Raw genomic sequence first — 13734 nt, forward strand, 5'->3', positions numbered from 1 at the left:
ATCAAAAAGGATGGCCAAACTCCTTGGTACACAAGGGGTTAGCTATCCTTTGTCTTTTTTAAACTGATAAACTCGGGGAGCTCTTGAAAAGAGTCCTTTTCAGGGCTCTTTTTTAGTCTCAAAGGGGAACAATTCAGGATTTGTGGTATAATATGAGAGATATAGTGGCGATTGCTTCATGAAAATTAGAATCCGGCGACAAGTGAGCGAATATTTTCGGAGAGCATCAAACATATGAAAAAGTAAAAACTGGGCAAGGCCAGTGTTTTGTTGAGGAAAAGATGTCAAGAAGTAGAAGAGCTCGGGTTGATTCCAATCCCGTTTTAAAGATTGTAAACTGGATCCTCTGGGGATTAAGTTTGCTGTTATCCGTCTATTTGGTTTACAGTCTCTTTCGTTATGGTATTTTAGCCGTTTATAATCTGAATGTGATCCTATCCCTAGTGGCTTTGGTGGTTCTAGGAATTTTGGGTTGGATCTTATTGCGTTTCCCGGCGCGTGTTTGGGTGACCATTATCTTGGTACTTAGCCTTTTGGTTGCCGGTGTGGGCGCGATTGGGGTGCAACAACTGGTAGGCCTTTCCTCCCGCCTCAATCATCAGGCCAATTATACTGAGTATGAGCTGACGGTTTATGTGCCCAAGGACAGCGATCTTCAGGACTTGAGCCAGGTTGAGAAAATCCTTGCTCCTATGGAGACGGATAAAGATAATTTGGCCAAGCTTCAAGAGGATTTAACTACGAATAAACAAGTGAATCCCCAGTTTGAAAGCTCCAGCTCCTATGTGGATGCCTATAAGCAGCTAAAAGAAGGACAGGCGCAAGCCATCGTCATTAACAGCATTTTTGCAGACACCATCGAGAGCGAGTTTCCAAACTTTGGCGAAGGTTTACGTCCCCTTCATACCTACCAGGTACGGCGGAAGTTGGAAACCGGTCGTCAGGATCCTAAGGCCCAGGCCTTTACTATCTATGTCAGTGGGATTGATACCTACGGTCCGATTACCTCTGTTTCTCGGTCTGATGTCAACATTTTGATGACTGTCAACCGCGAGAGTCAAAAAATCCTGTTGACAACAACGCCTCGAGATGCCTATGTACCGATTGCCGACGGTGGTAATAACCAGCCGGATAAATTAACCCATGCAGGTATTTATGGAGTCGATGCCTCCATTCACACCTTGGAAAACCTCTATGAGACGCCGATTAATTACTATGTGCGGTTGAACTTCACCTCTTTCCTCAAACTGATCGACCTAGTCGGTGGGGTGGATGTTGAAAATGACCAAGCCTTTACCAGCTTACATGGCCAGTACGACTTCCCAGTCGGCACGGTTCATCTCGATTCTGAAAAAGCCCTAGCCTTTGTGCGGGAACGTTATGGTCTTCAAGGAGGCGATAATGATCGCGGTAAGAACCAAGAGAAGGTCATTACCGCAGTCCTTCGGAAGCTGATGTCGACCGACGCTCTCAAGAATTATCCACAAATCATCCAAGGACTTCAAGATTCCATTCAGACCGATATGAGTTTGGAGACCATGATGGCGCTGATCAACAGCCAGCTGGAATCGGCAGGGCAGTACCAGATTTCCTCTCAAGCTCTGGAAGGAACTGGTAGCATGGATAAGCCATCCTACGCCATGCCAGGGTCCCAACTGTATGTGATGGAAGTGAATCCAGAAAGCCTGGCAGCGACCAAGGCCAACATTCAATCTATTTTGGAGGGACAATAAATATGATTGATATTCATTCACATATTATTTTTGATGTGGATGATGGTGCTCAAACCCTGGAGGATACCCGAGCGCTCTTGGAAGAATCTTACCGCCAAGGCGTGCGCACCGTCATCGCCACCTCTCACCGCCGCAAGGCCCTCTTTGATACAACAGAGGAAAAATTTGCGGAAAACTTTCAAAAAGTCAAAGCTCTTGAATCTGAGATTGGTCCCAATTTTTCCATTCTCTATGGTGCTGAGATTTATTTTAATTCCGATGCTTTGCGAAAATTAGAAGAGCAGGCCTTACCAACTCTAGGTGGGACTGGTTATGCCCTAATCGAATTTAGCATGGACACCCCCTACCGGGACATCCATAAGGCCCTCTCGGCTGTGCTCCAGCTGGGGATTACCCCAGTGGTGGCCCACATTGAGCGCTACCATGCCCTGGATATGGATGCAGCCAAGGTGAAGGAGCTAATCAAGATGGGCTGCTACATGCAGATTAATTCCTCATCCGTGCTTCCGCCCAAGCTCTTTGGCGACAAGTATAAATTCATGAAAAAACGGGCTCGCTTCTTTTTGGACCAAGACCTGGTCCACTTTGTCGCAAGCGATATGCACAATCTGGATAAACGTCCCCCTTATATGGACCAGGCCTATAAAATTATTCGGAAAACCTATGGCTTGGAGAGAGCCCATCGGCTTTTTATCACCAATCAGGAATTATTACTAGAAGATGAAATTATTTAGGAGAACTTATGAAAAAGCAACATAATCAAGTGGAAGTAGATGTCCTCAGTCTCTTGCGGACGGTCTGGAAACGGAAATTCTTGGTCCTCTTCTTCTCCCTTTTGACAGCAATTTTGGCCTTGGGCTATAGCCTCTATGTGGCAACGCCGATGTACCAAAGTACAACGCGGATCTACGTGGTGAACCGCCAGCAGCAAGACAATCCTGGTTTGACCAACCAAGATTTGCAGGCCGGTACCTACTTGGTAAAGGACTATAAAGAAATCATCCTGTCTCAAGACGTGATGAACCGTGTTGTGTCCAATCTTGAATTGGATTTGAGCACGTCCCAATTGACGTCAAAAATCAATGTCACAGTTCCAGCAGATACGCGGATTGTGTCAATTAGTGTTCAAGATGAATCTGCAGAAGAAGCAGCGCGAATCGTTAATGGTGTCCGCCAAGCTGCTGCCGATAAGATTATCGAGGTTACCAAAGTTTCGGATGTAACTACCTTGGAAGAGGGTCAGGTGAATAGCCAGCCGGTTTCGCCAAACATCCGTCGGAATGTTCTACTTGGTTTTGTTGCGGGTGGAGCCTTGATGGTGATGATTGTGTTGGTCGCAGAAATTATGGATGACCGTGTAAAACGACCAGAAGATGTCGAAGAAATGATGGGTTTACCGCTTTTGGGTGTGGTGCCAGAATTTTCAAAACTAAAGTAAGAGAGGGAACTGCATGCCAACATTAAAATTAAATCGGGCCCGTCGGGAAGACGCTGAAAAAACCGAAGAATTCTATAATGCTTTGCGGACAAATATCCAGTTGAGTGGAGACGGCATTGATGTTATTTCAATTAGCTCTGTTCAATCTGGTGAAGGGAAGTCGACGACTTCTGTTAACTTGGCCATTGCCTTTGCCCGTTCAGGCTACCAAACGCTTTTGGTGGATGCCGATATCCGCAATAGTGTCATGTCCGGTGTCTTTTCAACCCGCGATAAAATCACGGGCTTGACAGACTACCTAACCGGAAAAAATGATCTGTCTGAAGGTCTCTGTGATACCGATATTGAAAATCTTTACGTGATCCAAGCAGGTCCTGTGTCCCCTAACCCAACAGGACTCTTGCAAAGTCAGAATTTTAACAAGATGATTGATATCCTTCGTAAGTATTACGATTACATCATCATCGATACTCCACCGATTGGTTTGGTTATCGATGCGGCCATTATTACCCAACAAGGTGATGCGACCGTTTTGGTAGTTGAGTCCGGTTCTAACAAACGCCGCGCTGTTGAAAAAGCGGTGGAACAGTTGGAGCAAACAGGAACTCCTTTCCTTGGAGTGATCCTCAACAAGGTTGATACCAGCATGGAACGTTACGGTTCTTACGGAGCCTACGGTTCTTATGGGGATTATGGAAATTACGGCAAAAAAATCCGTGAAGAGAAGAAGAAAAAAGAGAAAAAGAAAGACAAGGAAGAACGTAGTCGCTCTCGTCGAAACCGCGATAAAAAATAAAATAAGGGGGATAGCGGATGGCAGACACGATTTTAGTCACAGGTGGAGCTGGTTATATTGGCTCCCATACAGTTCTAGAGCTATTGGAAGCTGGTTACAAGCTGGTGGTCCTAGATAATTACAGTCATTCATATCCTAAGAGCCTGGAAGTAGTCAAGGAATTGACTAACCAGGCTTTCCCTGTATATGAAGGAGATGTTCGTGATAAGGACTTGTTGCAGCAGATCTTTTCCCAGCATCCGGTGACGGGAGTGATCCATTTTGCCGGTTTTAAGGCAGTGGCGGAATCGACCCAGCAACCCCTAGCCTACTATGACAACAATCTTGTAGGCCTGCTCTGCCTCTTGGAAATCATGGAGGAGCAGGGCTGTAAAAACCTGATTTTTAGCTCTTCGGCAACGGTTTATGGCCAGCCCATCCATCTTCCCCTAGGGGAGGATGCTCCCCTGTCCGTGACCAATCCCTATGGTCGAACCAAGTTGATTGGTGAGAACATTCTCCGTGACCTCTATGCCCAGGATCCTACTTGGAACCTGGTCCTCCTCCGCTATTTTAACCCTATCGGGGCCCATCCCAGTGGTCGCCTTGGGGAAGATCCTCAAGGCATTCCCAATAATTTGGTCCCGTATATGACCCAGGTTGCCAGTGGTCTCCGCGACCACATTCGGGTCTTCGGCAATGACTATGATACCCCTGATGGGACTGGTGTCAGGGACTACATCCACGTGGTCGATCTCAGCCGAGGCCATGTTGCCGCCATGAAAAAATGGGCTCCAGGTTCAGGTCTATCCATCTATAACTTGGGGACTGGTCAAGGCTACTCTGTTTTGGAAATGATCCAGGCTCTCAGCCGAGCTGTCGGCCGCGATCTACCCTACAAAATCTATCCGCGTCGCCCAGGCGACATTGCCAGCTGCTATGCAGATCCCCGTAAGGCCCAGACAGAGTTGGGCTGGTCTGCCCAATTGGATCTGGAGGCCATGTGTCGCCACGCTTGGAGCTGGCAGCAGCAACATTCGCAGGGCTTTCAGGACTAGAATATAGGGTTTGTAGAGGTAGTCCAGATCCAGCTTGCTTTAGAAAGGATTCTATGTCACACAAGTATTTACCCGGCCTAGCGGCCGCCCTGTTTGTAACCCTTCTGGCCTTAGGTCTGGCTCAGTTTCTGCCCCTAATTGGCGTTGCCCCCCTTGCGCTTCTTTTGGGGATGTTCCTCGGGAATAGTCTCCTCCGTTCTCCCCAATTGAGCCTAGGTACCAAACTAGCAGAGAGTCGTTTTCTGGAGTACGCCATCATTCTTCTGGCCTTTACCATGGATACCAAAAATTTCGGGCAGATGGGTCTGCCCTCCCTGGCTTTTGTCAGTCTCATGTTTCTCCTCTCCCTCCTGGCTAGTTACCATCTGGCTCAGAAGCTCGGCTTTTCCCAGGATGCGGCGACCCTCCTGGCTGGGGGAACGGCGATTTGCGGTTCCTCAGCGATTGGCGCGCTTAGTCCCATGACCCAGGCTTCTGAGCAGGAGAAGGGGACGGCCATTGTCTTGGTTAATCTGCTGGGGACTCTTCTCATGTTCCTCTTTCCCCTCGCCGCTGTCCTACTAGGCTTCCAGGATCTACAGCAGGCCGCTTTGATCGGCGGTAGCCTGCAATCCGTTGGTCAGGTGGCAGCCGCGGCTAACCTGCTCTCCCCAGCCATCCTTCCCTTGGCCATGCTCTTTAAACTGACCCGCATTCTTTATCTGGTTCCCGTCCTCTTTTTCCTTGAATTTCGGAAAAAAGAACAAATAACGGCGCCAGCTAAGACGGCCAATCCCTTACAAAAGGTCCCTTACTATCTCTACGGCTTTATCCTGGCCAGTCTACTCAATGCCTGGCTGGACCTGCCAGCACCGGTCACCTCCAGCCTTCAGCAGTTGATGACTTGGCTCGAATGGCTGGCCCTGGCTGCCATCGGCCTCAGACTGGATCTGCGGACCTTTATGAAAAATGCACCGACCTACGGGTCTTATATCCTGATCATCGGCCTGGTCCAATTTGTCCTCGCCATGGTTGGAATTTGGGCCTTTGGCTTGTAAGCTATTTAGAAATTGAAAAGGAGCAAGTCTCTACTGGATTTGTTCCTTTTTGAACGTTGAGCCCAATGGGCTTGTCTTTTCCCAGTGCTTGAATTGGGCTCAAAGATTCTGGAAATCAAGTATGAAAAGGGTTACAATGAAGATAAGGAGGAAGACATGGTTGACAATCGCACCCTAGCTGTTCTGATGGAGCTATTTGCGACGAAGCGAGAAAGTCTGTATGAATTAAGTATTCAGACAGGTATTGACAAGCATCAGTTGCAGTCTAATTTGGAGTTGGTGAATCAACTGCTGCAGGAACATTCCTTACCTCAGCTCCACTTCCGAGAAGTTGAGTTTCTGGTTTCGCCAGACCTCTATGCGCAAAAAGAAAAGGTCTTTTCTCTTTTTCGGAGCCGACAAATCTATTTGTCACAGGAGGAGAGACAGCTTCTGATTTACCTCTACACATTTATTCGAAGGGATTTTATCGCCAATAGTGACTACCAAGAGCTACTGAGTGTGAGTCGCAACACCACCCTAACGGACATTAAAAGTGTCAAAAATCTCTGTTTGGACTTTCAAGTCGGCTTCGACTATAGCAGGGCTCAAGGCTATCATTTGCTGGGGCGTGAAGAAGACAAGCACCGCTTAGCCCTCTATGCAATTAGTCATTGTCTGCAATCCGCTATCGGTGTCTGGGCCCTGGATTATATCCTTCAAGCATGGGGTCAAGACAATCCGATGGAAGAATTGAAAGTGGTGAGCCAACAAGCCTGTCAGGCTTATCAAGTGTCAGCCTTGGAAGGGAAGCTCGATGAATATCTCTATTTTTTGATTTTTTTTACCCTACGTCAGAAACGGACGAGAACCTCTATCTCGTGGGATTCTGAGCCTCGTCAAGGTGGTGCGCCAGCTCTTCTAGAACGATTGTGGCAGGTCTTGTGTTTCCGAAATAAGGGCCTGTTAGAGCTGGATTCTGCAACAGCAGCTTATCTCTCACATTTGTTGCAGGGATGTTTGGAGGGGGAGGCTCAGGATGGTCGTTTCTACCAGCTGACCCTGGCAATCGTGGAGGAGATGGAACGCCTGTCGCTAGTCACCTTTGACCAGCGTTCTGAGATGATTGCCGGTTTACAACGCCATCTAATTCCAGCTTACTACCGCTTGACCTCGCGTTTAATCCCTGTTAATTCGTATACGGAAACCATTAAGGAAGAGCATGCAGATTTATTTTATCTTGTAAAAAAAGCCTTGAGACCTTTGGAAGAACAGCTAGGTTTTGAAATACCGGATAGTGAAGTCTCTTATTTTGTGATCCATTTTGGCGGTTACCTTGAAGCAGCTCAGCAACCGTCCCATCGTTACCAAGCCTTGGTTGTTTGCCCCAATGGAGTTAGTTCATCGCTGATTGTGAAGGAAAATTTACGACAGCTATTCCCAAATATTTATTTTGCCGACACCTATTCAATACAGGGCTGGGAGACGGTGGATGAGAAACAGTATGATATGGTCTTTGGAACGGTTAAGGTGGATACGGACTTGCCCTTTTTCCTTGTATCACAGGTGATGACTGCTAGTCATAAAAAAGAGCTATTCCAATTGGTCAATCGCTATTTTCCAAATGCCGCTTATTTTCCACTGGAAATTGAGCAGCTCCTAGCGTTGATTGGACAACATGCGACCATTCATCAGGAGCAGCCCCTGAAATATGAACTGGTACAGTTTCTCAATCAACGCTCATTAGAACAAAGGAGGAGTCCGATGTTAGAAGAATTACTAACAGCAGAGACCTTTCAAAGGTCTGAACAAGAACTGGAATGGCAAGCAGCGATTGCCTTGGCGGCCCAACCTCTGCTTGATAGTGGAGCCATCCAACCGCACTATATCGAGGCCATGATTAGGAAAGTAGAGGAGTTTGGCCCCTTTATTGACCTGGGTAAAGGCATTGCCATCCCCCATGCTCGACCTGAAGATGGGGTGCAGGAACTGGGGATGTCCCTATTGGTATTGGACAAACCTGTGCATCTCTTAGATGATCCCAAGCACCCTATTTCTCTGCTGATTTGTATAGCAGCTATTGACAATCACACCCACCTGAGGGCCCTCTCGCATTTGACAAAAATTTTGCGGAATCCAGAAAATATTAGCCAACTTGTTGGTGCTCAGCAATTTGCGGATATTCAAGATTTATTAAAGGAGGAACAGTAATATGGTAAGAATCGGAACAGCCTGTGGTTCAGGTCTAGGCTCAAGCTTTATGGTGCAAATGAATATTGAAGCGATTTTACGCGACCTAGGAGTCTCCGATGTTTCGGTGGAGCACTATGATCTAGGTGGTGCAAATCCTAGCGAAGCCGATGTTTGGATTGTCGGTCGCGACCTAGCTGATTCAGCTACTCACTTAGGAGATGTGCGCATCTTGGACAGCATTATTGACATGGATGAGTTACGAGAGCTAGTTACAGCTATTTGTAAGGAAAAAGGTTTGGTGTAACCTGTGTGAGACATAGGCTGCTCATGCTACTTCCATTTCAATACTCAAATGATTTTAAATCCAGACGAGGCAGTAGCCCGAAACTTGGGTAAGTGGCCGCGAACGACGTGTGGATTTAATACTACTTACAATCTAAAATCATCACTCAAACTATTTTGAATTCAAACTAGGCAACGAGACGCAGGCCTAATTGAAGTTAGGCAAGTCGAAGCTAACGATGTGTGAAGAAAAATAGAAAGAGTATAAAGTAGAAAGGGTAGTACAAGGAAGATTCTTAAAGGAGACAGAATATGATACTGGATTTTCTGATTGATATTGCCAAAACGCCGGCAATCTTGGTGGCTCTGATTGCTATTTTAGGCCTGGCCCTGCAGAAAAAACCACTGGCCGATTTAATCAAGGGTGGTTTGAAAACCTTTGTTGGTTTTATTGTGGTTGGGGGCGGTGCAAATATTATTGTAAGTTCATTGGAACCTTTTGGACAGATGTTTGAACAAGCTTTTAACCTGAAAGGGGTTGTGCCCAACAATGAAGCGATTGTGGCCCTGGCTTTGGACAAATATGGGACAGCCACCTCTTTGATCATGTTATTTGGTATGGTGTTTAATATTGCCATTGCCCGCTTCACCCGCTTCAAATCTATCTTCTTGACCGGTCACCATACACTTTATATGGCGTGTATGATTGCCGTGATTATGAGCGTAGCAGGTTTTACCTCTGTTGGTCTCATTGTGATGGGAGGTCTGGCGCTAGGAATCATCATGACCCTGGCTCCCGCCTTTGTCCAAAAATATATGGTGCAATTAACGGGGAATAATCAAGTGGCTCTAGGCCATTTCAGCTCACTGGGCTACTGGTTAAGTGGGGTGATTGGTGGCTGGGTCGGTGATTCATCAAAGTCCACCGAGGACATTCATTTCCCTAAAGGCCTGTCCTTCTTGCGGGATTCGACTGTCAGCATTGCTATTTCCATGTCTCTAATTTATATGATTGTGGCCTTGTTTGCCGGCGGTGATTACATTCGTGAAAATCTCAGTGGTGGAACCAACAGCCTGATCTATGCTTTGACCTTAGGAGGAACCTTTGCAGCAGGAGTCTTTGTCATTCTCGCTGGCGTGCGCCTAATCCTAGCAGAAATTGTCCCCGCCTTCAAAGGTATTTCAGAAAAGCTAGTGCCCAACTCAAAACCAGCCTTGGACTGCCCAGTTGTCTATCCCTATGCTCCTAATGCTGTTTTAATCGGCTTTATCTCGAGCTTTGTAGGTGGCCTTGTGAGCATGATCGTACTAGCTTTGACAGGGGGAGTTGTGATTCTCCCAGGTGTTGTCCCTCATTTCTTCTGCGGAGCCACGGCAGGTGTTATCGGTAATGCTTCTGGAGGCGTTCGTGGAGCCATTGCTGGTGCTTTTATCCAAGGCGTTCTCATTAGCTTCCTACCAGTATTTCTCCTACCGGTGTTGGGAGACCTTGGCTTTGCCGGCTCCACCTTCTCCGATGCCGATTTTGGCCTCTCCGGTATTTTCTTAGGAGTTCTTGCCAAAAATGGTGGCACCTTGGCTGTCTCGCTCGGCATTTTTGCAGTCCTAGCTCTGATGTTTGCCTTATCCATTCTAAAAAAAGAAGAAAAGGCAGACTAAAGACAAGAGGGTTTGTGTGATAGAAAAGAAAGAGTTTAACAGCTGATCCAATTAAGCACTCGGATGTTTCAGTTCGAGTGCTTTTAAAATTATCTAAAAAGTCGGTATCTAAATATTTTACTTTTATTGTATGGAATATTGTGGAATAATTAGCAAGCAAAATAATTTGTATATTTTACCAACAAATTTATAATGATGTAGAAAAAGAAAAGTTTAAGGAGAAGAAATGAAAAAAATCCTGCTTGCTAGCAGCCTCTTACTAGCACCAGTCTTGATTGCTACAGAAGAAGTTCAAGCCCAAGAAAATCAACTCGGTCACCTATCGCCTGAAACAATCTATCATGCAGCGGTTCAGTCTGCAAAAGATGAAGGAGTGATCTTAGTTCAAGAACAACCAATGACCTTCTCCAGAATTGGTCAAGCCAATCAAGCTTATTACCAACAAACCAAAGAATTACAAGAAGCGACCCAGCAATACGCACTTGAAAAAGAACAGTACGCTAAAGACTTAGCTAACTATGAAATTGCCCTGAAAGAAATTGAAAAATATCAAGAAGCCCAAAACCAGAGAAAACAGGAACAGGTAGCTGCGCAGGCGCAGTATCAACAGGAACTGGCCACCTATGAAAAGGAACAGGCTCAGTACCAAACAGATCTTAAAAACTATCAACAACAAGAAGCGCTCAACAAGCAGCTAAAAGAAAACTACCAAACTGAGCTGGCAACCTTTGAAAAAGAGTTGGCAGCCTATCAAGTCAAAGAACAAAACTATCAAAAGGAAAAAACGGAACAAGAGCAGGCTCAGAAGCGTTTCCAAGAAAAACAAACCCAGTACGAAAAAGAACGAAGCCTCTACCAAGAAGCTGAAAAAGCCTATCAAGTAGCTCTTGCCAAAGCTCAAGCAGATAGCCAAAAAGATGGTTTTCTCAGCCAAGTTTACGCCCAATACCTCATTGCAAAATCGGAACCCAATGCGACGGTTCATTTTGAAGGAGTCAAATCCTTCATTGCCCCTAGTCATGATTTTGGTTCAGGTCTTGACGGGATTGCGGGAACCATTGACAAACTCCCTCTAACCAAGGAAGCTACTCTTTTCAAAGGAGTTGGTTCCGGAACACCAGCTGGAAGTGGAGATGGTTATGGTCTAATTCTTGAAAAGAATCAACCAATTCGAGTGAGTTATACCAATCTTGCCAATACATCTTACAATGGCCAAAAAATTACTCGTTTAGATTATACCTATGAGCTGCTATCAACCTTTGCGGAAGATGGCAAAGCCACGGCCTTTATCTACACTGATCCTACTAAAACGATCTATGTAGGAACTCATGGCAATAATCAGGGGCAGGTTGATTTTGCCATTCGTCAAACCATGACCTACTTTTTTGAAGATGGTTCACCTGTCGTCTTTGATAAAGACAAAACTGCCCTCTTATCCTTCGCCTCTCGCAACAATAGTTTTGAATTTGGGGAGCAGGAATTTGTCCAATTGGACGCTAATCTCAGTTTTATCCCCATTACAGGCTCTTCCGTTAGCGGCGAAAATGGCTATGTAGCTGCTAGAGGAAGTAATAATTCCAAGGCCGATGGTTCTAAATTTGATCGCTCTGAATGGGATCAAGCCGGTCATTCCAATGAATATTACGGGGCAGGTGTTGCACTTGCGACAGGAGGGGAGATCTCCTTTACCTTCGGAATCCGCTACAACCCCAATGATATTCAAAAATCTGCTAATCCAAGCAGACTAAGAGATCGATCCCGCCAATGGTTTACTGTCAATGCAGATATTAAAGCCAGCGGGCTAATCCAGAGGGAAAAACCTGGAAATCCACCTGTAGCCCCTGTTAAACCAGAGCTTCTCACCAAAAAGCTAGAAGCTCCTAAAAAACCCATCCAACCTAAAGAACCAGCCTATGTTACAGTCAGTCAACCAGTCCAACCTAAAAAACCAGAGCTAAAGATTATTCCAGCTCTCCCACCACTGACTGTTACAGCTATCAAGCCAACAGCCCCTAAAGCACCAGTTGTCTTTTTACACCAAATTCGTTATAAAAAACCTCTTCCATCAATATCTGTAACTCAGCCTACAAGACCAACGAAGAGACCTCTTTCACCAAAGCCTATCAGACCTGTTACAAATACTAGGCCTGTAGTATCTTATCCAGCCCATACTAGAGTTTACCCAGCTCCTACTTTCAACTATAATCAATACCAAGGAATTCGTTATACTCAACCGTATGTCCCATCAGCTTCAGTTATATACCCAAGCTATGCATCTGGTTGGGCAAATCAAGCCGCCCCTACATCTAGAGTTACTTCACCAGCAACTAATCCGGAACAGAAAGCTCCAAAACCAGGTGAAAACAAGCCTAAATCTAAAGGAGAGAATAAGGGGCAAGAAAAGAACTGGTTTAGCAGTAATACAGGCTTTAACGATAAGGAGACGAAAGCTGTCCTGGATTATATTCAACAAACAGGAGTAAAGGCTAAGGAAAAACATCCCAATGATTGGGCAGCTTATAATCGAGATATCGCTCAATCGCTTGCTTACCGTTCATATAAGAAGGATAAACTTCAGAAACTGTTTAATATCTATCTTGCCCAACCACTAGTCAAAGACAGTTTTGCTCTACAAGCTCTTTCAGATACTCATAGAAATGATGTGGAAGATAGAAATTATCCACTTGACCTTCCACATATGTTGACTGGTTTAGCATCACTGGAAAAACAAAATGGTAGATTTGATTATACAATACTCATTAAGCGTCTAGCTGTCCAGCCTGTGATTAATCCATTGGCTAATCCAGTAACTTTTTTATGGTCTGCTTTTAACAATGGTGATACTGTTAAAAGGAATATCTTGTTGCAGCAAAATTCTTTGGTGGGAGATCTATTGACCTATACAAGCGAGAAGGATTATTTATCGGATATGGATGCCATTATTCTAGCCCGACATCCTAAATATAAGGATCTTCCGCTTGATGAAAGGCTTATTAAATATTACAGTCAAGATTTAGAAATCAAACGAACTCAATTACTGTATGAGGTGTACGGTTCTGATAAAACAACAGCAAAACTTAATCTAGCAAGTGAGATGTTGCTCTCAACCCTAACTCTAGGGGGATTAGGGTTAGGACTTTATGGAATTTTTAGACGAGGTGGTATTAAACATATTGGTGAAAATTTTGCTCTGCTTGATCAAACTGTTTTTGAAAATTCTTTTGATCGTGCCCTTCAGAATCCTATAAAAGCTATAGGTAAGATAAGTACACGAATAGTGAGCAACACAGGTAAATTTCTTCAAAAGAATATTATCAAACCAGTTCAAAGTACAATTAAGTCTATCAAAAATAGAGTCTCTATGAGATTTGCAACTATTCAAAAAAACTGGCAAAGGAAAGTTGGCAGATCGTTTGTATCTATGGTGAAAAAGGAAGTGAGAGTAAGCAGACAAAAAACGGCACAGCTTGCAAAAACGATGAAACAGGGCTTTAAAAATATACAAAGCAGAGTGATTAAACCGATGGGAAATGCCATTCGCAAAATTAGCAAGCCATTACAAAATGCTGTTGGTAGAGTT

Annotated in this window: 10 protein-coding genes; all 10 read left to right on the top strand. The window is 45.1% G+C overall.

Translation table 11 applies throughout. From position 1 onward, the window contains the following. Nucleotides 1-281: 281 nt before the first annotated feature. The gene (gene cpsA, locus N4310_RS04130; RefSeq protein WP_262092171.1) at nt 282-1733 is read left to right on the top strand and encodes an LCP family glycopolymer transferase CpsA; all 1452 of its coding nucleotides are present in this window, start codon (nt 282-284) and stop codon (nt 1731-1733) included. Between the two features lie 2 nt (nt 1734-1735). Then, a complete protein-coding gene (gene cps4B, locus N4310_RS04135; RefSeq protein ID WP_179924988.1) occupies nt 1736-2467 on the top strand; it encodes a capsular polysaccharide biosynthesis protein Cps4B in 732 nt (243 codons plus the stop codon). Between the two features lie 8 nt (nt 2468-2475). Next, a complete protein-coding gene (locus tag N4310_RS04140) occupies nt 2476-3171 on the top strand; it encodes a Wzz/FepE/Etk N-terminal domain-containing protein (protein ID WP_179924989.1) in 696 nt (231 codons plus the stop codon). 13 nt (nt 3172-3184) lie between these two features. Beyond that, a complete protein-coding gene (locus N4310_RS04145; RefSeq protein WP_262092172.1) occupies nt 3185-3967 on the top strand; it encodes a tyrosine-protein kinase in 783 nt (260 codons plus the stop codon). A 17-nt stretch (nt 3968-3984) separates the two neighbouring features. Further along, entirely contained in the window at nt 3985-5004 is a 1020-nt protein-coding gene (gene galE, locus N4310_RS04150; protein ID WP_262092173.1) for a UDP-glucose 4-epimerase GalE, read from the top strand. 53 nt (nt 5005-5057) lie between these two features. Next, nucleotides 5058-6041, top strand: coding sequence for a YeiH family protein (locus N4310_RS04155; RefSeq protein ID WP_262092174.1), 984 nt, complete (start codon nt 5058-5060; stop codon nt 6039-6041). A gap of 156 nt (nt 6042-6197) precedes the next feature. Further along, nucleotides 6198-8231: a BglG family transcription antiterminator gene (locus tag N4310_RS04160; RefSeq protein WP_262092175.1), complete on the top strand. Its 2034-nt coding sequence runs from the start codon at nt 6198-6200 to the stop codon at nt 8229-8231. A 1-nt stretch (nt 8232) separates the two neighbouring features. After that, the gene (locus tag N4310_RS04165) at nt 8233-8517 is read left to right on the top strand and encodes a PTS sugar transporter subunit IIB (RefSeq protein ID WP_179924994.1); all 285 of its coding nucleotides are present in this window, start codon (nt 8233-8235) and stop codon (nt 8515-8517) included. 290 nt (nt 8518-8807) lie between these two features. Further along, nucleotides 8808-10154 (top strand): PTS ascorbate transporter subunit IIC, encoded by a 1347-nt coding sequence (locus tag N4310_RS04170; RefSeq protein ID WP_262092177.1) that lies wholly within the window; start codon nt 8808-8810, stop codon nt 10152-10154. Nucleotides 10155-10380: 226 nt separating this feature from the next. After that, nucleotides 10381-13734, top strand: a 3354-nt coding sequence (locus N4310_RS04175; RefSeq protein WP_262092178.1) for a GbpC/Spa domain-containing protein, incomplete at its 3' end; no start/stop codon positions are given.

This window comes from Streptococcus danieliae (genome assembly GCF_025447695.1).
GTDB classification, from domain to species: Bacteria; Bacillota; Bacilli; order Lactobacillales; family Streptococcaceae; genus Streptococcus; species Streptococcus danieliae.

Excerpts from the sequence above, each read along its gene's own strand:
- cpsA (WP_262092171.1), top strand. The coding sequence starts at position 282 with ATGTCAAGAAGTAGAAGAGCTCGGGTTGATTCCAATCCCGTTTTAAAG.
- cps4B (WP_179924988.1), top strand. The coding sequence starts at position 1,736 with ATGATTGATATTCATTCACATATTATTTTTGATGTGGATGATGGTGCT.
- N4310_RS04140 (WP_179924989.1), top strand. The coding sequence starts at position 2,476 with ATGAAAAAGCAACATAATCAAGTGGAAGTAGATGTCCTCAGTCTCTTG.
- N4310_RS04145 (WP_262092172.1), top strand. The coding sequence starts at position 3,185 with ATGCCAACATTAAAATTAAATCGGGCCCGTCGGGAAGACGCTGAAAAA.
- galE (WP_262092173.1), top strand. The coding sequence starts at position 3,985 with ATGGCAGACACGATTTTAGTCACAGGTGGAGCTGGTTATATTGGCTCC.
- N4310_RS04155 (WP_262092174.1), top strand. The coding sequence starts at position 5,058 with ATGTCACACAAGTATTTACCCGGCCTAGCGGCCGCCCTGTTTGTAACC.
- N4310_RS04160 (WP_262092175.1), top strand. The coding sequence starts at position 6,198 with ATGGTTGACAATCGCACCCTAGCTGTTCTGATGGAGCTATTTGCGACG.
- N4310_RS04165 (WP_179924994.1), top strand. The coding sequence starts at position 8,233 with ATGGTAAGAATCGGAACAGCCTGTGGTTCAGGTCTAGGCTCAAGCTTT.
- N4310_RS04170 (WP_262092177.1), top strand. The coding sequence starts at position 8,808 with ATGATACTGGATTTTCTGATTGATATTGCCAAAACGCCGGCAATCTTG.